We start from the raw sequence: 23,776 nt of genomic DNA, 5'->3' as shown, positions 1-23,776 counted from the left end.
ATGAGGACGACTTCGGTTATCTGGCCGCAACCGGCACCACGCCAGACTATATCCGAACCCCGTACAGCGCGTGATGCGTCAGGATGAACAAGGTGCGCTTGTCCGCGCCGCCGAAGACGAGCTGCAGCGGTCGTTCAGGTACGTCGATCCGACCGAGCTGCTCGCCGCTCGAGCCGTAAACGAACACCTGCCCGTTCGCGACATAGACGCGGCCGTCGGCGCCGACCGCGACGCTCTCTCCGCCGCGCTCGGCAAAGGGGCGCAGATCGGTGATCTCGCGCCGCGCGCCGAGCAGGCCGCTATAGGTGCGATCCTCCGACTCGTTGCTGACGAACACGCGCTTGCCTGACGCCGCCGTGACGAAACCGTACGCGTCGAGCGGATCGGAGAAGCGCCAGCCCCGGAAATCGGGCGGCCCCTGCCTGACGGTGCGATAGGCGGGCATCACCAGGCTGCCGTCGGGCGAGACATAGTGGCGCGTCTTGGGAAGGGCCATGTCCCGCGCGAACATCTCCGCCAGGGTCGTGTAGCGCAACGTCAGCGGATCGAGCTGGTCCTTGAACTCGCCATTGTTCCAGTAGTTGACCGGCAGGACCGTCATCGCCCCGGGCGGAACCGGTGCGTCGCTCGGTGGAATGACCGTGACCGCGCCGTCCGGCGCACCGGGCGTGAAGCTGTACACGGTCCCTTCGCCTCCGTCCGACGACAGCACCATGAGGTCGCCCGAGGCCGAAACGGCGAGGTTTACCGGATCGAGCGCATTGTCCTGCACGACCGACAGCTTTCGCCCCGCCGACCAGCCATAGATGCGTTGCTGGCGATGATCGACGAAATAGAGCGTCCCGTCAGCAGCGGCGGCAGCGCCCGAGATCGAGTGGAATCCATCGGCAAGCTTTTCAACCGTCGCCCCCGCCGGATAGACCGAGGGAGCAACCGGGGCCGGCGCGGCGGGAATGTCGAGCGTCGCGAACTCGCGCTCGCGGACCGCGATGCCATGCGTGACATCCTGGATGGCATCCGAGTACGGATATTTGCTCGCACGCAAATAGGTGAAGCATCCCTGTTCGTCGCACGTGCCGATGCCGCTTTCCGCATTCACATGGACGTTGCGGAACCGGATATCGGCTGAATTATAGAGCCTGACGGCACTCGCCGCTGGCTTGATCGAGCGGGTGACCCGGTAGCCGTGATAATTGGCGATCAGGATATTGCGCGAATTGCGGATATCGAGCGAGACGGTGTCCTGCCCTTCGCCCCATTCCTCCTCGGTCTGCGGCGCGAGAAACTCCCAGTTCGCGACGCGATCCAGCGAGATTTCAGTTCGGACATGATGCTCGCTCGACAGCTCATAGACATGCCCCGGCGTCTCGGTATCGGAAACATGCATGCCCGCGCCCGCATAGGTGCTCGGCGTCCAGATGTTCGCGAACGTCCCGCCCCCGCCACGCGTCACCCACAGGCTAGGATATTGCGCATCCCAGCGTTTGGCGGGATCCGGATCCCCGGAATGAGTCGCGTTGTACGGATCGAAGCGGGTCCCGTCGGGCAGGTCAGTGCCGTGACCGCCCTGAAATTTGACGTCCTCGACGAACGATCCGGCGCCGGCGGTCCACAGCAGCCCGGTAGCGCGGGGATTGATCCCGCCGGTGGCAATTCCCAGTCCTGATACGATCGCGGCACCGCCGTCCGCTGACCGGATCACCGCCTTGGCCGCGCCGACTCCCTGAAAAGCGGGGGTGCGATCGGGCAGCGTGATCTGGGTGAGGCTGGGGTGGAGCCCGATCAACACCGAATCCGGCCTGAGCCGCAACGTATCGGTCACGACATAGCGTCCGGCCGGGAAATACAGGATACGCTGCCGATCGATCGCGCTCTGGATCGTGGCCGTGTCGTCGGTGACGCCGTCCCCTTTCACGCCGAGCGTGCGGACATCGACCCACAATGCCGAGCCCGGCAAGGGCGGCAGCGCGGGCGATGCGGGCGGCAGCGACCGCAGGGCTTCGGCCTTCATCACTGTCGCGATGCTGCCCATCTCGCCCGGTGCCGGCAGGGCCAGGCCGTGGTTGAATGCCGTCACGCGGTACGCAGCAGTCTTGCCCGCCACTGTCTTCCCGCTATCGCGGAAGCGCGCGAAGACGGGGGTAGCATTGGCCAGGGCGTTCTCGAAACCGATCTGCGTATAGGCGCTGGCTTCGTTCGAAATGACGATGGCGGCATGGGCGACATGGTCGAACCGGACATCCTTGCCCCATAGCCAGTCCCCATAGCCCGGATCCACGTCGATCCCGACCGGCACGTTCCGCATCGCCACGTTGACGAGAGTCAGGCCGGCCTGATGCTCGCGGATCGCTGCGTCGCGTTGCCCGTCAAAGGTAGAATCGACCAGCGTGAACTGCCACGCCGGCGACGGGTTTTCGGTGAGGATGCCATACCGGCCGCCATGGAAATGAAGATCGCTGGCAAAATTCGCGACCTGATAGATCCCCGCCAGGCCTGAACCCAGCGCGAAATCGATATGGCTGAGATAAGCATGCTGGGCGGCGTGGAAGCGGATCGCGGCGGCGGCCGGATTGCCCTTGCCGATGACGAAATCCACATTGCTCAGCGCCGAGTAGAAGGTGCCCGGATTGGCGTCGGCGATCGTGGCGTCGAAAGGAACACTGCCGGGGGGTGGAAACGGGACGCGCGGAATCTCGCCCCGCTTCGCACCAGCGAAGATGACCATATTGGCGATGCCGCGCTGAAAGCCTGGCGTGGCGTCCCCGAGCATGATCACCGGCCGCGTCGGCCCGACGCCGAACACCCGAACGCCGGGCCAGAGGTAGATCGTGCGGCTGATGCGATACCGGCCCGACGGCACGAACACGATACCGCCACCGCCCTTGGCCGCTGCAGTGTCGATGGCGCCCTGCAGCGCGGCGCTGTCGTCGGCCCGCCCGTCGCGCACGCCCGCGACGCTCACTGCGCGCGGGTCGTTGGGTGCGGTCTCATAGGCCGAGCGGGACGGCGCAGCCCAGACCGGGCTGGCGACGGTGGCCAGGGCAGCGAGGAGGAGCAGGCGATTGGTCATGGGTTACAGCTCCTGCGGGCGGTCCGGCGCGCCCGGGCGCAAAAACAAAAAGCGTCCCGGCACGCAAGGCCGGGACGCAAGGGAGGCTCGTGATGACACTGTTATGGTGTCAGAAATTGTAGCGGACGCCGACCCGAAAGAAGCGGCCCAGCAGATCGTAAAGCGCTGCGTTGACGTCGACGCCGGTGTTGGTCTGCGGTGACGGCTCAGGCGCCTTGTCGAACACATTGTCGATCTTGAAATAGGCGGTGAATTTGGGCGTCAGTTTGTACGAGCCGCCAACATCGAGATAGAAGGCGCCCTTCATCGTGTTGTTGTCGATCGTCGGATAATTGGCATTGTCGGTCGCGCTGCGGCCCGTCGGACAGGTGCCGGCGCTGCAGACGACATAGGTGTTCGCGTAGACGCCGTCGCTGAACCAGCGCTGCTGCAGGTTGAAGGTGAATTTGTCGGTTTCGAAACTCTCGGTACCCAGCAGCTTCCAGTGCGGCGTGTTGCCCGAGTTCGCGCCCGCGGTATCCACCGCGATCGTGCCGGGGATACCCGGATCAGTGATGAAGTGGCTGACATGAGTCGCCAGTGCACGGAGCGACAGGGTGCCCCCAAGCATGCGCTGCCGATAGCCCATCTCGATGTCGAAGCCGTCCGTCTTGATCGAGGCGAGATTGAACGCCTGGACGTTCACATAGGGCGTCGTTCCGGCGGGCGTGTAGAGGTTGAATGCGCCGCACAACGTGGTGACGCCGGCGTAGCATAGATTGACCTCCTGCTGCGCGCCGAGCGTGGAGATCACCCCGTCAACCTTGATATGGTAGTAATCGACCGAGGCCGAGAACCCCGGCAGCCAGGACGCGCCCGACAGGACGACGCCCACCTCGGTATTGTGGGCGACCTCCGGCTTCAGCGCTGTGTTGCCGATCGTGTTCTGGAAGACGAGCAAGGTTGCCGGAGAGCCCGCCGGACGGTTCGGGTCGGGATTGGTGAAGCTTGGCAAGGTCGTCGTCGTCGGCGCCGCGAACAGCTCGGAAAGGTTGGGAGCCCGCACATCCCGCGAGGTAACGGCGCGGAAGCGGATACCATCGAACGGCGTATCCCAGGTGCCGCCGATCTTCCACGTGTAGACGGTGCCCGAGGTCGAATAATGAGTCGCACGACCGGCGACGTTAAGGTTCGCGCGCCCAGCCTCGGTCGACTTGAACAGCGGCACGTTGAGCTCGAGAAAGCCCTCGTACACGTTATAGCTGCCGCGGCCTGCGTGGTAATTGCCCGCATACCAGTTCGCACCCCCGGAGTTGAGCACCGGGTCGGCCGGATAGGCGGCGCTGTTCGGGGTCTCGGCGGTCACCCCGTTGCCATAAGGGTCAGCGGTGACATGGTAGAATTCATTGCGGTACTCACCGCCGAACGCCACCGCGAGCGGGCCGGCCGGAAGCGTGACGGGCTCGCCGCTGAAGGCGACGCTCACCACATCCTGAGTCTGGCGGGTGTGTTGGAAGGGGCCGTTGGCCGGCGAGATATACGCCAGCGTCGCAGCGCTTGGGGTCGCGCCGCCGAAGATGTTGAGCGGCACGCAGCCATTGGCCCGCGCGACCGGATCGGCGCAGACGATCTGCCCGCCCACCGTGATCGCCTGGACCGCCGCGGCATAACGCGAGTTGAGCGTGATATTCTCGACATGGATGTCTGTGATGTTCTCACCGTGCTCGCCATAGAGATCGTATCTCCAATCGCTGCCGAGAGCGCTCACCTTGCCGGCTGCGCCGAGGACGAAACGATATTGGCTGCGGGTCGGATAGACGGTGATGTCCCTGGGCAGTTCGCCGTTGGAGGTGCCGAACTGGAAGCTGGTGATGCCTGCGGTCACGCACTGCGCCTGGATCGACGCGGGCACGAACGGGTTCGAGCACTGGATGGTGAGGCCGGTCTTGTTGGCGCCCGGGTTCGGCGTGTTGCTCGTGTCGACGCGCGCGATGTTGACGGACGCGTAGATTTCATTGTTGTCGTCGATGTCGTAGCCGATCCGGCTATAGCCGTCCCAGCGCTTCAGCGCCGATTGCGGGGTGGTGCCGTTGCCGACATTGCCCGACAGATCGCCGCCCAGGCAGAAAGCGCCTGCCGAATAGCAACCGTTCACCGTGCCGGCCGCGTTCTTGGCCGGGGTGCCGCCGCCATATTGGAAGGTGAACGGATTGCCGTTCACATCGAAGGCAGTGCCCTGGAGCGGGCCGGCAGTGATCAGGCCGTACTTCGTATATTGATAGGCCTGGGCGTGATCGCGCACGAGATATTGCGGCGAGCCGTCATTGGTGACGCCGCGGTTGATGAAGGTCGTGGTACGATACCAGTCGCGGCCATTGGCGCCGGCCTCGCCGAAGCGCGGCGAGGGGATGCCGTCCTCATGATCGTATTCGCCGCTCACCTCGACGTGGAACCGGCCGAAATTGTGACCCGCAGCCGCCTGGATGAGATATTGCTTGTCATCGCCATAGGTGGTGATGCCGCCGGCGACATTGGCCTTGAAGCCCTCGAACCTTTTGTCGGTGACGAAGTTGACCACGCCGCCCACTGCGTCCGAACCATAGGAGGCCGAGGCACCACCGGTCACCACATCGACTCGCTTGATCAGGAGCTGCGGGAACAGGCTGATGTCCGGCACGCCGGTCACGTTCGCGCCCACCACGCGCTGGCCGTCGAGCAATGTCAGCGTGCGGATCGGGCCGAGGCCGCGGAGCGAGAAGGACGACAGGCCCTGCAGGCCGCTCGACGTGCTGTTGACGTTCACCGAGGTGCCGGTCGAACCCTGCAGCGAAGGCAGCTGGGCGATCGTCGTGAAGACGTTGGGCTCCGCGTTCCTGGTGAGGTCGGCGGCGCTGAGCATCTGCGTTGGCGTGGGCGCCTTGAAGCCGCTCGAGACGATGCGTGAGCCGGTGACGACGATGTCGTCGGTCTGCGCGGCTTTCGCCGCATCGGCCTGGTCAACCGAGGCGGCGGGATCGCTCACCTGCTGGGCAGCGGCCGGAGCATCGGCATTCGCCGCCAGCTGCTGAGCCTGTGCCGGGAGCGCAATGCCGACGGCAAGCGCCGCTCCCACTGAGGCCAATAGCCACGTCCGGCGCGAAGAACCCTGAATTCCGGTCATCTGATCCCCTCCTGTTTTATGCGTATTTTCATTGAGTCGCGTGGAGCGAGCATGTCGGGCGGCGCGAATCATTCCCTGAAAATCCGTCGCCCTCGCCAGCACGTCCGATGTCATGTCCCCACCTTCTTTCTCGCTCCGGCCGTCTCACCCGCAGGCGTCGCCAGTCATTGGCTATGGCTTAAAACCGAAACCCGGCGGGATCATCCGCGACCAAGGTCGTAGTTCCCCCGGCGGGCAGAGCAGCAGATACGCTGCAGCCGCATCGCCCCGCATCCGGCGGCGACCGCCCAGGGAATCTGGCAAGAGAGTCGGGGAAGTCGTGTGCAATCGGCAGTGAGTCGCAACGAAATCCACCCGACGGCGATCGTCGTCATGGGGGTGAGCGGCAGCGGCAAGTCGACGCTCGGCGCGCTCCTCGCGGCACGCCTCGGATGCGCTTTCATCGAGGGCGATTCGTTCCACGCGCCGGCGTCCATCGCCATGATGAGCGCCGGTCAGCCGCTGACTGATGTCGAACGCTGGCCGTGGCTCGATCGCATCGGTGCTGCACTGGCTGCCGAGGTCGGGGCTCACGGTGTCGCGGTCGCGGCGTGCTCGGCGTTGAAACGCTCCTATCGCGACCGCATCGTCGATTCAGTCCCAGCCGAGACCCGCTTCGTGTTTCTAGACGATGATCCCGATGAGCTGCGCCGCCGCCTAGCCCAGCGGCTCGGCCATTATATGCCTCCCAGCCTGTTGGCGAGCCAGTTCGCCACGCTGGAACGTCCGGCGCCCGACGAGGCGGCGCTGACGCTCCGCACCCAGGTGCCGCCCGAGTTTCTGGTGCGCGAGGTGCTCGGCTGGCTTGCACACCCGATCAGCACGGCCCGGCAGCAACGGAGGCAATCATGATTCACGGATGGCTGCGCGTCGCAGCTGCGCTTGCCCTCGCCGTGACCGGCGGCGCATCGGCTCCGCCCGCCGCGCCGACGATTGAGCTCTGGCCGCAGGGGGCTCCCGGCAGCGAGGCGCATCGCGGTGAGCCCGAGGTCGTCGACAACACCTACATCCACAATGTCCACGCGCCGTCGCTCACGGTGTTTCGTGCCGACCCGGCCCACGCCAACGGCGTCGGCATCATCGTGATCCCCGGCGGCGGCCACCGGATGCTCGTCTGGGTGAACGAGGGCATGATGCCGGCGCGCGCGCTCAATCGCTTCGGCGTCACAGCCTTCGTGCTTAAATACCGCCTCGCCCGCGAGCCGGGCTCGCCTTACGACATCGAGCGGGATGCGGCGGCCGACGCACGCCGCGCCGTACGCTGGGTGCGGCTGCATGCAGCCGACTATGGCGTCGATCCGAATCGCATCGGGCTGATGGGTTTTTCCGCGGGCGGCGAGCTCGTGTCGCTGGTGGCGGACAACCCCGCACCCGCGGCGCCCGCACGAGCCGACTCAGTCGATCGCGCCAGCGGGCGGCCGGATTTCCAGGTCCTGATCTATCCCGGCCCGCTCGGCATCCCGGCGCGAGCCGCGGCGACCGCGCCACCCGCCTTTCTCGCAGCGGGAACGCTCGACCCGTGCTGCGCGGCGCCGACGATGGCGCTGTACCAGCAGTTGCGCGCCGCGGGCGTCTCCGCTGAACTCCACCTGTTCGCCGATACCGATCACGGTTTCAATATCGGCATGCATTCGGAGCGCCTCGGCGTCGCCCACTGGCCCGACCGGCTCGCCGACTGGCTTGCGGATGGCGGGTGGCTTCGTCCCGGCGGTGGTTCGAAGCCCACCCCCGGCAACTATTAGGCCCCGCTAGGGCATCAGCCGCTTGCGGCCCTCCGAAAGATGCCATCGCATCGCCAGCGCCGCCGCGTCGCAATCCTGCGCGCGGATCGCTTCAACGATCATCTCATGCTCGCGCATCATCGCGCCGATCACCTCGGGGGGACGGGAGCGTGAAATATCCACGCCGGCGCGCATGATCCGCTCCACTTCCCCGAACAGCGCCTCGAACGCCAGGCCGAAGGCGGGATTGGCAGTCGCCGCGGCAATGCGGCGATGCAATTCCATGTCCTCGGCATCGGCCGGCGCGCTGGACAGGAGTGCCGTCCGGAGCTGATCGAGCGCCGCCTGGATACTGGCCATGTCCTCGACCGAACGCCGCGCCGCGGCGAGCCGCGCGGCCTCGGCCTCGAGCACGAAACGGACCTCATAGCTGCCGAGCGTCGCCGACAATTCAGCCATCGGCATGAAGGTCATCAGCCGATCCGAGGGCCGGCTCTTGACGAACGACCCGGCCCCGCGCCGCGCCTCGATGAAGCCGTCCGACGCGAGCCGTGCGAGTGCTTCGCGCACGATGGTGCGCGAAATCCCGAACATCTCGGCCAGCCGCGATTCGGCGGGCAGCCGGTCGCCGATCTCGAGACCGTCGGTCTTGATGATCTCGACGATGCCCGAATAGGCTTTGTCGGCCAGTCGCGGCTCGGTCATATCCTGCCCCCGTCCTTCAATCCGGATCGTACCATCATCGTTCAAGCGCCTCAGAAAAACTGGCTGGCGATCAGGATGAAGGCAAGGCCGACCACCGAAACGACGGTTTCCAGCACCGACCAGGTCCGGAAGGTTCCGGGAGTATCGGTCCCGAGATAGCTTTTTACCAGCCAGAAGCCGGGATCGTTGACGTGCGAGAAGAATACCGATCCCGCGCCGATCGCCAGCACCGTCCATTCCGGCGACGCACCCGAACTGACCACCAGCGCCGGCATGATGCCCGCGGTGGTGATCGTCGCGACCGTGGCCGAGCCGATCGAGAGCCTGATCGCGGCGGCAACGAGCCATGCCACCACGATCGGCGACAGCATGCCGCCGCTCGCGAGGCGCGCCAGAAGGTCCGAAATGCCGGCGCCGACCAGCACCTGCTTGAGCGCGCCGCCGGCGCCGATCGCCAGCAGGATGGTGCCCGCAGGCACCATGGTCTCGGTCCAGATCGCATCCTGCACGGTGGGCGCGAACAATTGTCGCCCGAACAGCAGCGGGAGCGCAGCCAGGCAGGCAATCAGCAGGGCGACCACCGGGTTGCTCGCAAAGCCGAGCCACGCAAGGTTCGGCGCCATTGCGTGCGGCAACAGCGGCTGGATCTGGCCGGCGGCGATCAGCACCACCGGCATCAGGATGACGAGCAGGGCCCGACCGACCCCCGGATCGGGGACGTTCAGGCGCACCGCGGCCAGCACCGGCGGCGCGATGCGCACGCCGCGCGCCGTGATTTTCGAGAGGAGCGGTCCTGCGATGATGGCGGTCGGGATACCGACGAGCAGGCCATAGCCGATCGTGCGCGCCATATTGGCGTGCAGCGCGTCGACCGCGAGCAGCGGCCCTGGATGCGGCGGCACGAGCGCATGAACCACGGCGAGACCGGCGATGGCGGACAGCATCAGCGAGAGCTTGGCCTCGTCCCCCTTGCCGCGCTGGGGCAGCGCGGCGGCCGCGGTCGCCACGATCGGCAGCAACAGCACGAGGCCAGTCTCGAAGAACAGCGGCAAGCCGATCACGAGGCCGGCGACCAGGGCCGCCACCGGCGCGCCCGCCGGGCCGGATAACCTGAGGGCCGCGCGCGCGAGCCCGCCGGCGCCATCCGACAATTGCAGCATCGCGCCCAGGGCAAGGCCGAGTGCGACGACCAGCCCGGTTCCCCCGAGAATGTCGCCAACACCCTTCTGAACGGCTTTCGCGGTATCGGCGAGCGGCATGCCGGCCAGCAGCCCGACGGCGAACGCACCGCACAACAGCCCGACGAACGGGTGGAAGCGGCCGCGCACCACGAGCACCACTGACAGGACGATGCCGGTAATGGCGGCGCCGATGAGGCGCGCGTCGGCGCCGATCATCGGCGGTTCTCCCTTCCGGCAAGGCTGTGGGCGCCCTGCCGGCGTGGCGCATCGTACCAACCTGCCCGTTGCCGCGCGATGTTCAATCCACCTCTCCCCCACGTGCCGCCGGTCCGCCAGCCTCTGGCGCACGGCATCATTCTCAGGAATAATCAGTATGACAGCATTTCGGCGATCACCACCAAAAACTGCAAAAATGACAAATAAACTGGGGTATTCACCCTTTTTGACCCTTGAAGCTGTCCAACAAGTTCCGTTATGCTCCCGGGGCGGGCTGATTCGGCTCAGCGCCGGGAGATCGGTTCAAACCGACAAGGCCCCGGCAAGTGCGTTGGTTCGAGCGCGCAGCAAAGGGAGAGTGGAGTGATAGCTACTCAAGCAAATGATGCGGTATCGCACACGGCGATGCGGGAGCGCGATGTCCAGGACGATCGCGTGCATCTGACCCCGACCCAGCGCAAAGTGCTGGAAGGCGTGCATTCGGGCCGCCTCAACAAGCAGATCGCCTTCGATCTCGGTATCGCCGAAGCGACGGTGAAGGCACACATGACGATCCTCATGCGCAAGCTCAATGTCCGCAACCGCACGCAGGTCGCGATCATCGCCGAGAGCATGGGCGCGCGGCGGGAAGCCGCCGCCCGCTGAGGACAGCGGGAAGAGGCCACGACCGCATTGCGCCCCGGGCGGCGGACGAGCGAACGGCTATCCGGATCTGGTCGCGACCTGCCTCCCCTTCGCGAAATCTGTAACAATATCCGAGTCTTTCCGGCGACCGTCGCTATCGCCATCGCCGCAAGTCGTGTCGGTCGAGGATTCGACAAGCTGCATCCACGGATCGCGGGGCAAGGCTAAACCGGCGAGCGACTATCTGCTGTCGGAACCGGCGATCGTCGCCGGGATCGCAAAGCAGATCCTCCCCCGGAACCCGAAGGTGGACTGGGATGCATGGGTCGCCGATTATGCGACGATCCGCGATGCGATCGAGGAAACCTATCCGCTGGTGTTCAAGGATTTCAACAAGCGGCTGTTCACGCCCGGCGGGTTCTGGAAGGGCAACAAGGCCGCCGAGCGGATCTGGCAGACGCCGAGCCGCAAGGCTGAGTTCCTGCCCCCAACCGGCCTGTCCGCGACCGGCTTTGCCGACGCCGGCGGGCGTTACCGGCTGATGACGCTGCGCTCCAACGATCAGTTCAACACGACAATATATGGCTATCACGATCGCTTTCGCGGCGTGAAAGGCACGCGTGACGTGCTGTTCATGCATGCAGCGGACATTGCCGATGCCGGGCTCAGCGAGGGCCAGGTCGTCGCGCTGGAGAGTGACGCCGGGGACGGCAAGCGGCGCCGCCGCGAAGGCCTGATCGTCACCCCCCTATGACATTCCCCGGGGGTGCATCGGCGCCTATTATCCCGAGTGCAATGTCCTGATGCCGGTCGAGCACCATGCCGAGACGAGCCATGTGCCGGCGGCCAAATCCGTCCCCGTCAGGATTGCCGCCTGACAAGGCGGCGCTCAAGCGCGTCGGCAACGGCGTGCTCGCGGGTACTGAGTCGACTTCGACTGCAAAGCCGGGATAGGCTGGGCCGGTTGGAGAGACGAGACATGGCACGCGCATCGGAAGAGGCGGGTTTCGCGCGGATCGAGGCTGATCTGAACCTCCCCGCGGCGCGCATCCGCATGATCCGCTACCGGACCGACCAGCCGGTTGACGTTACGGGCACGCCGCCGGGATACCGGCTCGAACTCGCCCTGCTGCCGCGGCCCAAGGGCGGGCGCGCCTGCTTTTCCGGGCATTGGGGACCGCATCGCTTCGAGCCGATCGGGGAGATGTTCCTGATCCCGCCCGGCGAGCCGCTCCGCGCGATAGGCACGTGCGGCGACCAGCTTTCGGTCGTCTGCGAGTTCGAACCCGACTCGCTGAGCGGCTGGATGGAAAGCGCGCCGCACTGGACCAGCCGCAATCTCGAGCGGCATCTCGACATTGCCAGCCCGGTCCTCAAGGCATCGCTGCACCGCCTGCACGATGAAATCCGCAGTCCTGGCTTTGCGAGCGAAAGCCTGTGCGAGTTGCTTTCGATGCAGGCGGCAGTCGATCTCGCCCGCCATTGCAACGCCGAAGGGCCGGCCTGCAAAGGCGGCCTCGCCGCCTGGCGTTTGCGGCGGATCGACGAGCGTCTCGCCGATTCAGCCACCATGCCCAGCCTGGTCGAGCTCGCCGCGCTGTGCGACCTGTCGATTCGCCAGCTCACCCGTGGCTATCGCGCCACCCGCGGGCGCTCGATCGGCGACGACATCGTTCGCGCCCGCGTCGATCGGGCGAAGCGACTGCTGGCGAGCGACCTGCCGGTGAAGCAGATCGCTCACCGGCTCGGCTTCAACGCGCCCGCCAATTTCTCCTCGGCCTTTGCGCGGGCGACGGGCGAATCCCCTCGCCAATTCCGCGCGCGTCTCGCATCGAGCCGGTAAACCCTAGCCCAGCTCGAGCGCGTGCGGCGAGGATCGTTCAATCATCCCGTAAGCGCTCTGACCGTCCCAACGATAGCGAGCGCCGCTCTGCTGCAGGTTGAAGCCGCCCATGTCGGGGTTGCCGATCCGGAAAGTCGAGAGCGTGGTGACGCCCTCGATCCGGGTGATGCCGAGCTCGGATTCGAATTCGACCGCGACATCGTCGCCGCTGCCGATCGCGCGGCGCAGCCAGGGCGCTTTCACTGCGCGCGCCGGGATCATCCGCCCGTCGATATGGAGATAGCCCTCATTATAGGCGTCCGAGCCGTCTTCGCGCGGCGGATAGGCGATATAGCCGAAGGCGCGGCCGTCCGGGAACACGGCCGACTGCCAGCAATGCCCCCGGAAACCCGCGAGCGGCCGCACGCTCTGGCGGTGAATCCGCGAGCCGACCGCCTTGAAATCCCGCACGCGTCCGTCGATTTCGAACCGCCCCTCGGCGCGAAAGAGTTGCTCGATCCGGTAACCGATCCCCATATTGGCCGCCTCGATCGACTCCGCCTCGGACATCTGGGCCACCCGCTCGGGGGAATTGTCCTGCACCCAGGCCGGCGTCACCATCGTCAGCTCGACATCGAAGCGAAGCGGCGTTCGCCTGGCCGGATCGACTGACCGGGCGATCTGATGGTCGACATGGCTGTCGGTCGCCGAGCCGTCGAAATGCACGGTCCATGTGCGAAAGGGCTCGACGCACCGGAAGGTGACCGGTCCGGCACCAAGCACGGTCGGCCGCCCATCCGGCCCGGTCGCCGACGGCGCGGGGCCGGACCCGTTGTCGTTCAGGATGCGCCCGTCGCGAAGGGCGAAATTGGCCTGGAAACGCCGGTCCTCCCATGAAGTCGCCTCGGCCTCGATGCCGATCCGGGGAAAGCCGAATTCCCCATTCTCCTCGAACAGCCAGATCGACGCGCTTTCACGCATCTCCGGATCGTCGGGCCGTGCGGGCAGCATGAGGTCTTTTTCGGGCGCCAGCCCGCCGGTCCGGTCCGTACGCGTCGTCACCATGGTCGATCCTCTCAAACGGGTGCTGAACTCAGGCCGAAACGCCTCGAATAAAACGCAAAGCGGTCGCGCAGCCGGTGCGGATCGAGGCCGAAATCGGCTGGGTCGTAAAGGTGCCGGCCATGCTTGTCCCGGGCCGCCTCGAGCCGCCATGCCGCGATCCGCGCGCGCGTCTCCGGCGTGAGCATCTCACCCAGAAAGGCGTAGAGGTCCTCGAGGGTCGGGTAGGGATCCTGCATGAACGGCGCGAAATCCACGTCGAAGAAGCGATCGTCATTCCCCGCCGCGCGAAACGCGATCACCCGCTTCATGCCGATCTCGCAGAAATCGGCGGTGACCTCCCCAAGCCAGGCCTTGTCGATGGAATCGGTGAACGGCCGGCTCAATTCGAAATAGAGATCGGCGACCGACGGGATGACATCGGCCACGTCGCGGTGAGTCATCCAGAACCGCGCGTCCGGAAACACCTGGTTCAGCGCATCGACGAACAGGATATGCGTCGGGTTCTTCAGCCGCCACCGGTCGGGCGGGCAACGCCATTGCAGCAGCTTGAGCACGCGCTTCACATAGAGATAGGTCGGGGCGAGATCGGCCTCATGGTTGAACCAGGCGACATAGCTCGGGATCCGCGCCATCGCCTGGAACAGCTGCGACTTGAAATCGAACCCCATGAAGGTCTGGCACTCGGTCGGCGTGGTCGCCGTGCTCGGCACCATTTGCTTCATGCGCGGGAACATCGCGTCGCGCTGCTTCATCCTCGCTTCGGCCAGCGCGATCCGCGGATCGTCATGCTGGGTCGCGGTCTCGGGCGGCGGACAGGGATCAGTCCCTTCCCAGTTGCGGATGAAGCGCACTGCGGGGTCCTGCGCCAGCATGCACGACAAGGCGGTCGATCCCGTGCGCGGCAGGCCGAGGCCGATCAGCGGGGCGACGATCTCCTCCTCGTCGATCTCGGGATGAAGGCGATACCAATGCTCGATCCGCAACCGGCTCGACAGGAAGGAGACGATCTGCGCGTCGAACATCGCGTGGCCGGCATCGTTGAACCGCGCCTCGGCATCGGCCGACGCGACCAGCCTCCCCAGCCCCTCGCGAAACGACTCATCGCCGAAATCATCCAGCGACGTCGCCGCCTGCGCCTGGTCGAGCAGTCCGGACACCCGATCCATGCGACATCCTCCCCGCACGCCTGCCGGTTCACCCGGTTCGCGCCGCCCATCAACTTCCCGATCGCAGCCGCGATTTGCAACGGCCCAGGCCAGGATCAGCGGGACAAACTTATCGCCACGGGCCACAAGCAGGGTCTGCGAAGCAAGGAGAGCATCATGAGCGACGATTCAGCCGCCGCCATTCGCGACACCCGCAAGGACTTCATGACCGAGCATCGCGAGATGTATCTCCGCTCGGGCGGAGCGCAGGGCCATATCCTCGATATCAGCGCGGTCGGCGGCCACTCCTTCACGACTCACTGCATGATCAGATATACCGGCCGGAAGAGCGGCAAGACCTTCATCACCCCGCTGATCTACGGCGATATCGGCGGCGAAGTGGTAATCGTCGCCTCTAAGGGCGGCGCCGACGAGCATCCCGCCTGGTATCTGAACATCCGCGACAGCGACCATGTCGAATTCCAGATCGCCACCCAGGCGTTTCGTGGCACCTGGCGCGAGCCCGAAGGCGAGGAGCGCGAGAAGGTGTGGCGGTTCGTGGTCGACGCCTTCCCCTCCTACGCAACCTACCAGGCCTCCACCGAACGCCTGATCCCGCTGGTGATGATGAAGGCGGTCGAGCCGATCGCCGTCTTCAAGGAGTCGGACGCAACCGGGGTGCGACAGCTCTGAATCGACATGCGTCAAAACACCCGCTCGGAAGAAATTCAATCCCCGTATTTCAGCTCGACGCTTGTCGCTTGCCCGTTCGGCCCCATCGGCGAATCGAATTCGACCACCGAGCAGACCGGATTGCTGTGCGAGGCGAACAGTTTCGCCTCATCCTCCATGATTGCCGGCAGCCGCGCTGGATCGCCGATGATCTTCTGCGACTTCTCGAAATCCTCGCGGCTGTTCCACCATATTTCCATGAGGCAGTCGAAGCCCGGATCGATCACCTCGCCGGTCACCGGGTTCTTCTCCGGCGTCAGGTATCGCCGCACATAGCGCACTGCGTTGGGGATCGAGGGCGCCCGCCCCATGCGCTTCGACAATTGCGAATGCTGGTTCTCATAATAGTCCATGAATTCGTCCATGGTCATGTCCGGCCGCTTCCGGAAAAAACAGATCTGCTTGAACATCGGGCATCCTCTCGCCTGTATCGTGTTACGCAAAGGCAAGCATGCTACGGTGGATGAATCGCACCAGGTCGGTCTGCCCGCGCGCGCCGGTCTTGCCATAGATGATCTTCGAATAGGTTCGCGCTGTCTGGATGGTCAGGCCGAGCTCGGCCGCTGCCTCGGCGATGGTCATCCCCCGGCTAAGCGCAAGCGCAAGCCGCGCTTCGCTCGGCAGCAGGCCGAACAAGTGCGCGAGTTGCGCGCAGCGATCCGCCGAGGACCCGCTATCGGCATGGACATAGGCAATCAACGCCGGCGGCGGGCCCGACGAGATCATGTGCCGGTTCGCCGGCATCAGCAGCATGTCGAGCCACGGCTCACGGCTCAGGATCATCGCCCGCGACCGACGCCCCGGGTCAGCGAGCAGCGCCGCGATTTCACCCGCGATTTCCTGGCGCATTTCCGGCGACCGCGCGCTGAGCATGCCCCGCCCGTCACGCCGCAGGATGTTCGAGTTTTCGAGGATCTGCGCGCCCTGCGCATTGGTCTCGAGCACGCGCCCGGCGGCGTCGAGCGTTAGCCAGCCCAGATCGAGCCGTCGCGTCGCCTCGTTGGCGAGCGATGCGGCGAAGCGCTCGCGTTCGAGCGCGACATAGGTACGCAAGGCAGTGCGAAGCCAGGGGGCGAGCGCCTCGACCAGCGCATGCTGCTCCGGCTCGAATGTTGCGCCGCGCCGCGACAGGGTGAGCCACACATTCACCCCGCTTTGCTCGACCACCCGCATCTGCCTGACGAAGTTCATGCCGCTGGGCGCGAGGAGCGCGTGGAAAAAGGCCTGGTCGGCGGGATCCCCGGTGTCGAGCAGCGCCTCCAGCGCATGGACCCGCCCCTCCTCGAACTGATGGTAAGGCAGCGGATCGCTTTTGTGCAGACGATCGCGATAGAGCTGCTGGATCAGCGGTGGCGATCCCTCGCCCGAATAGAGATGCACCACTGACGGCCGCGCCGGCGCCGGGGGACGGAAAATCAGGCTCGCATAATCGGCGCGGGTGACGGCGCGCAGCCGATCGAGGAATCGCGACCATGTCGGCTGCTCGAAGATTCCCTCGAAAAGCGCCTCGAGCAAATCCCCTGGCGGAAGGTCCGCGGGCATCTCCTGCTCCTCCTGAACGAGCGACTCAGTATCGCTCCGGCGCAATCCCTTGTATCCTCCCATTTGGGGAGTTCATCGAAGCCGGGTCTATGCCATCTCCACAGTCGGAACAATGGACCTTCGCATCTCGGGAAGTCCGCTTGGGTGAGAGAGTGACGATGCCGGCAATCGGAACGATGAGCGACCCCGCGCTTCGACGCCATCTGCTCGACACCCCGACCGCCATGCTGCTGGCCGAGGCGCGCGGGCGGCGTGCCGGGCGCGGTCCGGCCCGCACGACATATTCGCGCAAGGTCTTCATCCCCCTCACCCAGCTCTGCGCCGACACCTGCCACTATTGCACCTTCGCCAAGGCGCCGCGCAGCGTCAGGGCCCCCTTTCTGCTGCCCGAAGAGGTGCTCGAGATCGCCCGGCGCGGCGCAGGCGCAGGGTGCAAGGAGGCATTGTTCACCCTCGGCGACGCGCCCGAGCGGCGCTATCGCGCAGCCAGGGAGGCGCTCGCGGCGCTCGGCTTCTCACGGACGATCGACTATCTGGCGCATGTGGCGGGCCTCGTGCTCGCCGAAACCGGCCTGCTGCCCCACATCAATGCGGGCATTCTCTCGCACGATGATTTCCGGCAGCTGCGCGCCGTCTCGGCATCGGCCGGGCTGATGCTCGAAAGTGCGTCCAGTCGCCTGTGCGAGCGTGGCGGCCCGCATTTCGGCTCGCCCGACAAGGTGCCGGCGGTGCGCCTCGCCTCGATCGCCGCCGCCGGCGAAGCGCGCGTGCCGATGACCAGCGGAATCCTCATCGGCATCGGCGAGACCGAAGACGAGCGGATCGACGCCCTGTTCGCGCTCCGCGACCTGCACCGCAGCTTCGGCCATCTCCAGGAAGTCATCGTCCAGAATTTCCAGCCCAAGTCAGGCACCCGGATGGCAGGCGTAGCCCCGCCGGGCGATGAGGATTTCTACCGCGCCATCGCCACTGCCCGGATCATCCTCGATGACGACGTCTCGGTCCAGGCGCCGCCCAATCTCAATGCCGGGCGGCTCGCCGCCCTGCTCGACACCGGCATCGACGATTGGGGCGGCATCTCGCCCGTCACGATCGATCATGTGAACCCCGAGGCGCCCTGGCCCCAGATCGAAGCGCTGGCGCAGGTCTGCGAAGCGGCCGGCCGCCCCCTGGTCGAGCGGCTGACCCTCTATCCGCCCTTCGCCAGCGCCCCCGAGGAGTGGCTTGATGCGGCCATGCTCCCGAAGGTGGCGCCATTGAGCGATTCCGAAGGCCTCGCCCGCGACACCGCCTGGAGCCCCGGCACGCTCCTGCCCGCACCCGGATCGCCCGTCCGACCGCTCGGCACCGCCACGGTCCTCCGCAGCAACAACCTCGATCCCATCCTGGGCCGGGCAGCGCGCGGCGAGGAGCTCGCCGAGACCGAGATCGTCGCCCTGTTCACCAGCCGCGGCGCCGATGCCGAGGCGGTGGTGGCTGCAGCCGACGCGTTGCGTGCCACAGTGAAGGGCGACACCGTCACCTATGTCGTCAACCGCAACATCAACTACACCAATATCTGCACCTATTCCTGCGGCTTCTGCGCCTTCTCGAAGACATCGACCAGGGCTGGAACCCGCGACAAACCCTATGTCCTCGCCGATGAAGTCGTCGCCGCCCGCGCCGTCGAGGCCTGGGAGGCGGGCGCGACTGAAGTCTGCCTGCAGGGCGGCATCCATCCGAGCTACACCGGAGACACCTATGCCGGCATCCTCGCCGCGGTAAAACGCGCCTGTCCGGACATGCACGTCCACGCCTTCTCGCCGCTCGAGATCAGCTCGGGAGCCGCGACTCTCGGCGTCAGCGTCAATGATTACCTCCGTCGCCTCAGGGACGCCGGGCTGGGTTCGCTTCCGGGCACCGCGGCTGAAATCCTCGATGACGAAGTCCGCGCGCAGATCTGCCCCGACAAGCTGACCACGCAGCAATGGCTCGACGTCATCCGCGCCGCACACGAGGCCGGGCTGCCGACCACCGCGACGATCATGTTCGGCCATCTCGACCAGCCGAAGCACTGGGCCCGCCACCTGACCGCGATCCGCCGGCTCCAGCTCGACACCGGCGGCTTCACTGAATTCGTGCCCCTGCCCTTCGTCCATATGGAAGCCCCGCTCTTCCGCCGCGGCAGGGCGCGCAAGGGACCGACCTGGCGCGAGACCATCCTGATGCACGCGGTAAGCCGCCTCGTCCTCCACGGCGCGATCGCGTCGATCCAATGCTCCTGGGTGAAGCTCGGCATCGACGGCGCCGCTGCCTGTCTCGGCGCCGGAGTCAATGATCTCGGCGGCGTCCTGATGAACGAAAGCATCAGCCGCGCGGCGGGCGCGGCACACGGCCAGGAAATCAGCGTCGACGACCTTGGCGCCGCGGCGACGGCAGCCGGTCGCACGCTGCGCCGCCGCACCACCCTGTACCGGCTGATCGACGGACCCGAAGCGAGAACGCCAGAGAAAATCCAGTGAAAATCCGGCGAGCACACCCTCAGAAGGAAAACAGGAATGTCGAAAATCGCCGTGGTCGGAGGAACCGGTCACCTCGGCTCAGCACTCGCCAGGCGCCTCGCGCGCGCCGGTCACGATATCACGATAGGCTCGCGCTCGGCCGCCTCAGCCGAAGCGGTCGCGCTCGAGATCGGCGGTACCACCGGCTTCGCCACCAATGCCGAGGCAGCACGAGGCTGCGACTTCGTCCTGGTCACCGTCCCCTATGCCGCCCAGGCCGGCACCCTCGCTGAAATCCGCGACTCAGTCGGCACCGCCATCGTCATCGACGCGACCGTGCCGCTCGTCCCGCCCCGGGTGATGCGCGTCCAGCTCCCCGCCGCCGGTTGTGCCGCGCTCGAGGCACAGGCGCATCTCGGCCCCGACGTGCGCCTCGTCTCCGCTTTCCACAATGTCGCCGCCCACAGGCTGGCGACCGACGAGGATGTCGATTGCGACGTCCTCGTCTTCAGCGACGACACCGAGGCGCGCGCCGAGGTGACCGCGCTGATCGAAAGCATCGGCATGCGGGCCCTGGCGGGCGGATCGCTTGCCAACTCGGCCGCGGCCGAGGCCCTGACCTCGATCCTCATCTTCCTCAACAAGACCTACAAGGCGGACGGCGCCGGCATCCGCTTCACCCGCCTCGGCACCGCCGCTGGTGGCTGATCGGGGATCGCCATGAGCTGGACCGCTCTCGTCCCCCTGAAGCACAGGATCGAGCGAAAGAGCCGTCTCGCGGGCAGCATGGCCGCCGATGCGCGCGCGCTGCTGAGCGAGTGCATGTTCGACCATGTCATCGGCGTGCTGGGTACGACGCCGGCGATCAGGCGCATCGTCCTGTTGTCCCCGGCCGCGCCGGAAAACTGGCCGCACGACTGGATCAGGGACGAGCGACGCGGCCTCAATGCCGAGCTGGCGGCGTTTCAGTCGGCCGAGCGCGCGAGCGACCTGCTGATCATCCACGCCGATCTGCCGCTGCTGGCGCGCGCCGATGTCGAGGCCCTGCTCGACGCAGCCGTCCGCACCGGCACGGCGATAGCCCCCGACCGCCACGATCGCGGCACCAACGCCCTCGCCTGCCGCGCCGGCATGGTGGTAGAGCCTCGCTTCGGGCCGGACAGTTTCGCGCTTCACCGTCGAAGCGTGCCTGAAGGCGCGATCATCCGCCGGGAAGGCCTCGCGCTTGATGTAGACACGCCTGAAGACCTGGAGCTCGTCGAGGCTGCGCCCCGATGGCGGATTCCAGGCGGCGACCGCTAGATCAGGATCGCCCGATTCCGGTCAGTAACGGCCGCCCGGATGGGCGAGACCGCAACGATGTCGAAAGGCCGACACTGTGCCGCCTCTCCCGGCGGGCCTGGCTTCTGCCAGCATGTCCTCTATGGGCCATGGCGGGTCAGGTTGGAGAGCGAATGATGAGCAATCCGTCAAAGGCGTGGGATGGAGAGCTGGTCCGGAAATGGCTTGAGCGCCGGTTCGAGGCTTCGAAGCTGGATCAGGCGGCGGCGGACCGGCGCGGATACGAGGCGCAGGACGAGTATGACAAGGCCGCCGCCGAGGAATGGGTCTGCCGTGCGCTTCAGGCCGCTGACTGTGCAACCGACCAGGCCAGTTTCGCGAAGCGCCTGAAGGAACTGATCGGCCAGGAAGACTATCCGGCGACGGGCATCAATGACGATACGCGGTTCGAGCGGCATGTTCGCGGTCAGCTCAGAAAACTGGCCAGGATGACCAAGGCGAATGAGGGGTTCGAGAAGACGCTGCGCTATCAATGAGCGCGGCCCGACACGCCGGTGATGCTCAGCGTGCCGCCACGGCTGGGCAGCGCGGGTTCCAGGCCCTAAGGCGGGCGCATGGCCCGCAGACATTCAAGACAAGATCCCTATGGCGAGCTGGATCGCGAGGCGGAGGCGCCGGCCGCGCCGGTGCTCTGCTGGCTGTGCGGCCGGCCGACCGGCAAGACGATCATCTGGCACCATCCCGTGCCCAAGAGCCGGGGCGGGCGCGACGTGGTGCCGATGCATGCCATCTGCCAGCAGGCGCTGACCACGAATTTCACCAATGCCGAACTGCAGCGCCACGGCATGGATGTGGAGGCGCTGCTGGCCAACCCCAATGTGCGCAAATTCGTCGACTGGGTGGCGAAGAAGGACCCGGATTTCACCGCGAGCACGGCGAAGAAGCAGCGCTGATCGGGGTTGCGGCTCTGGCGCCCGGGCCGATTTCAGGCCGGCCTCGTCAGCGGCGGCGCTTCGGGTATGTGGGCGTGGCACGTTCCTCCGCGGTCAGCTGGCGCCAGCGATCGAACCGCGCCGCGGTGAGCGTGCCCGCGGCGATCGCTGCCTGGACGGCACAGCCGGGCTCGTTGCCATGCGCGCAATCGGAGAAGCGGCAGCCCTGCGCCGCCAGCACGAAATCGTCGAAGATCTCCGAGACCCCGGCGGCCGCATCGGACAGGTGCAATTCGCGCATGCCGGGCGTGTCGAGCAGCCAGCCGCCCCCACCGAGCCGATGCATCTCGCGCACGGTGGTGGTGTGGCGGCCGGTATCGTCCTTTGCCCGGATCGCCTGGGTGGCGATGCTGTCCGAGCCGCGCAAGGTGTTGACGAGGGTCGATTTGCCGACGCCCGAGGAGCCCAGAAGGGCGACCGTCTTGCCCGGTCCGCACCAGGCGGCGAGGCACGCCGCGCTGGCGGGGTCGCGGCCGTTGATGGTTTCGACCCGCAACCCGGGCTCGATCGCGCGGGCCGCCGCCGCGAAGGCCTCCGGGGTCTCGGTCAGGTCGGTCTTGGTGAGCACCACGACCGGGTGCACGCCCACCTCGTGCGCCAGCACCAGATAGCGCTCGAGCCGCGCGACGCTGAAATCCTGGTTGCAGGAGGCGACGATGAACAATGTGTCGATATTGGCGGCGATCATCTGCTCCTTGCGCGGATCCCCCGGTGCCCGTCGTTTGAACAGGTTCATCCGACGCAGGACGCGGGTCGGCTGCAGCGTGGCGTCGTCGATCAGCAGCCAGTCGCCGACCGTCGGATGATCGTCGGAGGGTGAGGCGCCGGGAATATAGGGTGTAACCGAATGCTGCACGCCCGCGCCCGCGACCGTGATTTTCCCGCGATGAACCGCCATGACGCGGACGGGATGGCAGTCCTGCGTCTCCTCGACCGAAAGCTGCTCGCTGAAAAAAGCATTCCAGCCGAGCTCTTCCAAAGACTCATCAGTCGATTTCATAGGGCGATAGCTGCGGCTTTCTTTCCGACCCGGCGGCTTCCCGCATCGGGCATATCTCAAGGCCCGCTACCACGGTCCGTCGCGAGATCCTATCAGGGCCGCGCCTGAGAAAAATTGTCCAGGCGCGTCAACCATGTCTAAGAGTCGGACGATGTCCGATACTCTCAAGATTCTGCTTCAATATCTGTTGCCCAAGCAAGGCCTGACCGCCTTTGCCGGCCGGGTCGCCGGCGCGCGGGGAAGCGCGATGACGCTTCCGCTGATCCGCTGGTTCGTTCGGAAATACGGCGTCGACATGAGCGAGGCCGAGAATCCGGACATCGCCAGCTACGCGAGCTTCAACGACTTCTTCACTCGCCCGCTCAAGGCCGGCGCGAGGCCCCTGGCCGCGGCCGATTTCATCTGCCCGGTGGACGGCGCGATCAGCCAGTTCGGCGCCATCGAGGACGGCCAGATCCTGCAGGCCAAGGGGCACCACTTCACCACCACCGATCTGGTCGGTGGCGACACCGCGCTGGCGGCGCTGTTCCGCCACGGCAGCTTCGCCAATCTCTACCTGTCGCCCAAGGACTATCACCGCCTGCACATGCCCTGTGACGGCAGGCTCACGCGCATGATCTATGTGCCGGGCACGCTGTTCTCGGTGAACCCGACGACGGCGCGCGGCGTGCCGAACCTGTTCGCCCGCAATGAGCGCGTGGTCTGCGTGTTCGAATCGCCAGAGCATGGCCCGTTCGTGATGGTGCTGGTCGGCGCGACCATCGTCGGCAGCATGGCCACCGTCTGGCACGGCGTGGTCAACGCGAAACGCACCGGCACGCTTTCCGAATGGACCTATGCCGATCGGGACATCGCACTGAACAAGGGCGCTGAAATGGGCCGCTTCCTTCTCGGCTCGACGATCGTGATGCTGTTCGGGCATGGCACGATCGCCTTCAACCCGGCCTGGGCGCCTGAACGGCCGGTGCGCCTCGGCGAGATGATGGGGAATCGCCCGGGCTGAGCAGGGTCTCGCCCTGGCG

General features: G+C 66.2%; 20 protein-coding genes and 1 pseudogene. 12 read left to right on the top strand and 9 right to left on the bottom strand.

The window, feature by feature from the left end; translation table 11 throughout:
• Positions 1 to 46: 46 nt before the first annotated feature.
• A complete protein-coding gene (locus ABD050_RS20300; RefSeq protein WP_343891325.1) occupies positions 47 to 3,070 on the bottom strand; it encodes a glycosyl hydrolase family 28-related protein in 3,024 nt (1,007 codons plus the stop codon).
• A 109-nt stretch (positions 3,071 to 3,179) separates the two neighbouring features.
• Positions 3,180 to 6,209, bottom strand: a complete 3,030-nt coding sequence (locus ABD050_RS20295; RefSeq protein WP_343891324.1) for a TonB-dependent receptor plug domain-containing protein — start codon at positions 6,207 to 6,209, stop codon at positions 3,180 to 3,182.
• Positions 6,210 to 6,542: 333 nt separating this feature from the next.
• Here ABD050_RS20295 and ABD050_RS20290 point away from each other — a divergent pair, with 333 nt between their 5' ends.
• Together ABD050_RS20290 and ABD050_RS20285 are read left to right on the top strand one after the other, a co-directional pair.
• Entirely contained in the window at positions 6,543 to 7,100 is a 558-nt protein-coding gene (locus tag ABD050_RS20290; RefSeq protein ID WP_425542491.1) for a gluconokinase, read from the top strand.
• On the top strand, positions 7,097 to 7,990 hold the full coding sequence (locus ABD050_RS20285; protein ID WP_343891323.1) for an alpha/beta hydrolase: 894 nt from the start codon (positions 7,097 to 7,099) through the stop codon (positions 7,988 to 7,990). Before ABD050_RS20290 ends, ABD050_RS20285 begins: the two co-directional genes overlap by 4 nt.
• 6 nt (positions 7,991 to 7,996) lie before the next feature.
• On the opposite strand, the gene ABD050_RS20280 is transcribed toward ABD050_RS20285, so the two are convergent.
• Together ABD050_RS20280 and ABD050_RS20275 are read right to left on the bottom strand one after the other, a co-directional pair.
• Complete coding sequence (locus tag ABD050_RS20280; RefSeq protein ID WP_343891322.1) at positions 7,997 to 8,674, bottom strand: FadR/GntR family transcriptional regulator; 678 nt, start codon at positions 8,672 to 8,674, stop codon at positions 7,997 to 7,999.
• A 50-nt stretch (positions 8,675 to 8,724) separates the two neighbouring features.
• Positions 8,725 to 10,071, bottom strand: a complete 1,347-nt coding sequence (locus ABD050_RS20275; RefSeq protein WP_343891321.1) for a GntT/GntP/DsdX family permease — start codon at positions 10,069 to 10,071, stop codon at positions 8,725 to 8,727.
• Positions 10,072 to 10,476: 405 nt separating this feature from the next.
• On the opposite strand from ABD050_RS20275, the gene ABD050_RS20270 reads away from it, so the two are divergent.
• The 3 genes and pseudogenes from ABD050_RS20270 (at position 10,477) to ABD050_RS20260 (ending at position 12,538) form a co-directional block, all read left to right on the top strand.
• A complete protein-coding gene (locus ABD050_RS20270) occupies positions 10,477 to 10,716 on the top strand; it encodes a response regulator transcription factor (RefSeq protein ID WP_343891420.1) in 240 nt (79 codons plus the stop codon).
• A 145-nt stretch (positions 10,717 to 10,861) separates the two neighbouring features.
• Positions 10,862 to 11,573: pseudogene (locus ABD050_RS20265) on the top strand (molybdopterin dinucleotide binding domain-containing protein); the annotation flags it as partial.
• Positions 11,574 to 11,674: 101 nt separating this feature from the next.
• Positions 11,675 to 12,538 carry a helix-turn-helix domain-containing protein gene (locus tag ABD050_RS20260; RefSeq protein ID WP_343891320.1) on the top strand — a complete coding sequence of 288 codons (864 nt, stop codon included), beginning with the start codon at positions 11,675 to 11,677 and terminating at the stop codon, positions 12,536 to 12,538.
• Positions 12,539 to 12,541: 3 nt separating this feature from the next.
• On the opposite strand, the gene ABD050_RS20255 is transcribed toward ABD050_RS20260, so the two are convergent.
• Together ABD050_RS20255 and ABD050_RS20250 are read right to left on the bottom strand one after the other, a co-directional pair.
• Entirely contained in the window at positions 12,542 to 13,579 is a 1,038-nt protein-coding gene (locus ABD050_RS20255; protein ID WP_343891319.1) for a hypothetical protein, read from the bottom strand.
• A 14-nt stretch (positions 13,580 to 13,593) separates the two neighbouring features.
• Entirely contained in the window at positions 13,594 to 14,748 is a 1,155-nt protein-coding gene (locus ABD050_RS20250) for a sulfotransferase family protein (protein ID WP_343891318.1), read from the bottom strand.
• Between the two features lie 156 nt (positions 14,749 to 14,904).
• Between ABD050_RS20250 and ABD050_RS20245 the strand changes: the two genes are divergently transcribed.
• A complete protein-coding gene (locus ABD050_RS20245) occupies positions 14,905 to 15,420 on the top strand; it encodes a nitroreductase/quinone reductase family protein (protein WP_343891317.1) in 516 nt (171 codons plus the stop codon).
• 35 nt (positions 15,421 to 15,455) lie between these two features.
• Here ABD050_RS20245 and ABD050_RS20240 read toward each other — a convergent pair whose 3' ends face one another.
• Positions 15,456 to 15,869: an EthD domain-containing protein gene (locus ABD050_RS20240; protein ID WP_343891316.1), complete on the bottom strand. Its 414-nt coding sequence runs from the start codon at positions 15,867 to 15,869 to the stop codon at positions 15,456 to 15,458.
• Positions 15,870 to 15,894: 25 nt separating this feature from the next.
• Positions 15,895 to 17,001: a helix-turn-helix transcriptional regulator gene (locus tag ABD050_RS20235; protein ID WP_343891315.1), complete on the bottom strand. Its 1,107-nt coding sequence runs from the start codon at positions 16,999 to 17,001 to the stop codon at positions 15,895 to 15,897.
• A gap of 158 nt (positions 17,002 to 17,159) precedes the next feature.
• On the opposite strand from ABD050_RS20235, the gene cofH reads away from it, so the two are divergent.
• The 5 genes from cofH (at position 17,160) to ABD050_RS20210 (ending at position 21,715) form a co-directional block, all read left to right on the top strand.
• Positions 17,160 to 19,502 (top strand): 5-amino-6-(D-ribitylamino)uracil--L-tyrosine 4-hydroxyphenyl transferase CofH, encoded by a 2,343-nt coding sequence (cofH, locus tag ABD050_RS20230; protein WP_343891314.1) that lies wholly within the window; start codon positions 17,160 to 17,162, stop codon positions 19,500 to 19,502.
• A 36-nt stretch (positions 19,503 to 19,538) separates the two neighbouring features.
• Positions 19,539 to 20,189 (top strand): NADPH-dependent F420 reductase, encoded by a 651-nt coding sequence (gene npdG / locus ABD050_RS20225; RefSeq protein WP_343891313.1) that lies wholly within the window; start codon positions 19,539 to 19,541, stop codon positions 20,187 to 20,189.
• Between the two features lie 12 nt (positions 20,190 to 20,201).
• A complete protein-coding gene (cofC, locus tag ABD050_RS20220; protein WP_343891312.1) occupies positions 20,202 to 20,783 on the top strand; it encodes a 2-phospho-L-lactate guanylyltransferase in 582 nt (193 codons plus the stop codon).
• A 155-nt stretch (positions 20,784 to 20,938) separates the two neighbouring features.
• The gene (locus ABD050_RS20215) at positions 20,939 to 21,298 is read left to right on the top strand and encodes a hypothetical protein (RefSeq protein WP_343891311.1); all 360 of its coding nucleotides are present in this window, start codon (positions 20,939 to 20,941) and stop codon (positions 21,296 to 21,298) included.
• A gap of 78 nt (positions 21,299 to 21,376) precedes the next feature.
• A complete protein-coding gene (locus ABD050_RS20210; RefSeq protein WP_343891310.1) occupies positions 21,377 to 21,715 on the top strand; it encodes a hypothetical protein in 339 nt (112 codons plus the stop codon).
• Positions 21,716 to 21,761: 46 nt separating this feature from the next.
• Here ABD050_RS20210 and rsgA read toward each other — a convergent pair whose 3' ends face one another.
• A complete protein-coding gene (rsgA, locus tag ABD050_RS20205) occupies positions 21,762 to 22,754 on the bottom strand; it encodes a ribosome small subunit-dependent GTPase A (RefSeq protein WP_343891309.1) in 993 nt (330 codons plus the stop codon).
• A 151-nt stretch (positions 22,755 to 22,905) separates the two neighbouring features.
• Here rsgA and asd point away from each other — a divergent pair, with 151 nt between their 5' ends.
• Positions 22,906 to 23,757, top strand: coding sequence for an archaetidylserine decarboxylase (asd, locus tag ABD050_RS20200; protein ID WP_343891308.1), 852 nt, complete (start codon positions 22,906 to 22,908; stop codon positions 23,755 to 23,757).
• The last annotated feature ends 19 nt before the right edge of the window (positions 23,758 to 23,776 follow it).

Origin of the sequence: Sphingomonas oligophenolica (assembly GCF_039522915.1) — a bacterium.
Taxonomy (GTDB): Bacteria; Pseudomonadota; Alphaproteobacteria; order Sphingomonadales; family Sphingomonadaceae; genus Sphingomonas; species Sphingomonas oligophenolica.
Note: the sequence above shows the minus strand (reverse complement) of the source record. Positions and strands in the feature narration are given on the sequence as shown.

What these genes read in the sequence shown, in the direction of transcription:
- ABD050_RS20300 (WP_343891325.1), bottom strand. Translation starts at nt 3,070, where the DNA reads ATGACCAATCGCCTGCTCCTCCTCGCTGCCCTGGCCACCGTCGCCAGC.
- ABD050_RS20295 (WP_343891324.1), bottom strand. Translation starts at nt 6,209, where the DNA reads ATGACCGGAATTCAGGGTTCTTCGCGCCGGACGTGGCTATTGGCCTCA.
- ABD050_RS20285 (WP_343891323.1), top strand. Translation starts at nt 7,097, where the DNA reads ATGATTCACGGATGGCTGCGCGTCGCAGCTGCGCTTGCCCTCGCCGTG.
- ABD050_RS20280 (WP_343891322.1), bottom strand. Translation starts at nt 8,674, where the DNA reads ATGACCGAGCCGCGACTGGCCGACAAAGCCTATTCGGGCATCGTCGAG.
- ABD050_RS20275 (WP_343891321.1), bottom strand. Translation starts at nt 10,071, where the DNA reads ATGATCGGCGCCGACGCGCGCCTCATCGGCGCCGCCATTACCGGCATC.
- ABD050_RS20270 (WP_343891420.1), top strand. Translation starts at nt 10,477, where the DNA reads ATGCGGGAGCGCGATGTCCAGGACGATCGCGTGCATCTGACCCCGACC.
- ABD050_RS20260 (WP_343891320.1), top strand. Translation starts at nt 11,675, where the DNA reads ATGGCACGCGCATCGGAAGAGGCGGGTTTCGCGCGGATCGAGGCTGAT.
- ABD050_RS20250 (WP_343891318.1), bottom strand. Translation starts at nt 14,748, where the DNA reads ATGGATCGGGTGTCCGGACTGCTCGACCAGGCGCAGGCGGCGACGTCG.
- ABD050_RS20245 (WP_343891317.1), top strand. Translation starts at nt 14,905, where the DNA reads ATGAGCGACGATTCAGCCGCCGCCATTCGCGACACCCGCAAGGACTTC.
- ABD050_RS20240 (WP_343891316.1), bottom strand. Translation starts at nt 15,869, where the DNA reads ATGTTCAAGCAGATCTGTTTTTTCCGGAAGCGGCCGGACATGACCATG.
- ABD050_RS20235 (WP_343891315.1), bottom strand. Translation starts at nt 17,001, where the DNA reads ATGCCCGCGGACCTTCCGCCAGGGGATTTGCTCGAGGCGCTTTTCGAG.
- cofH (WP_343891314.1), top strand. Translation starts at nt 17,160, where the DNA reads ATGCCGGCAATCGGAACGATGAGCGACCCCGCGCTTCGACGCCATCTG.
- npdG (WP_343891313.1), top strand. Translation starts at nt 19,539, where the DNA reads ATGTCGAAAATCGCCGTGGTCGGAGGAACCGGTCACCTCGGCTCAGCA.
- cofC (WP_343891312.1), top strand. Translation starts at nt 20,202, where the DNA reads ATGAGCTGGACCGCTCTCGTCCCCCTGAAGCACAGGATCGAGCGAAAG.
- ABD050_RS20215 (WP_343891311.1), top strand. Translation starts at nt 20,939, where the DNA reads ATGAGCAATCCGTCAAAGGCGTGGGATGGAGAGCTGGTCCGGAAATGG.
- ABD050_RS20210 (WP_343891310.1), top strand. Translation starts at nt 21,377, where the DNA reads ATGGCCCGCAGACATTCAAGACAAGATCCCTATGGCGAGCTGGATCGC.
- rsgA (WP_343891309.1), bottom strand. Translation starts at nt 22,754, where the DNA reads ATGAAATCGACTGATGAGTCTTTGGAAGAGCTCGGCTGGAATGCTTTT.
- asd (WP_343891308.1), top strand. Translation starts at nt 22,906, where the DNA reads ATGTCCGATACTCTCAAGATTCTGCTTCAATATCTGTTGCCCAAGCAA.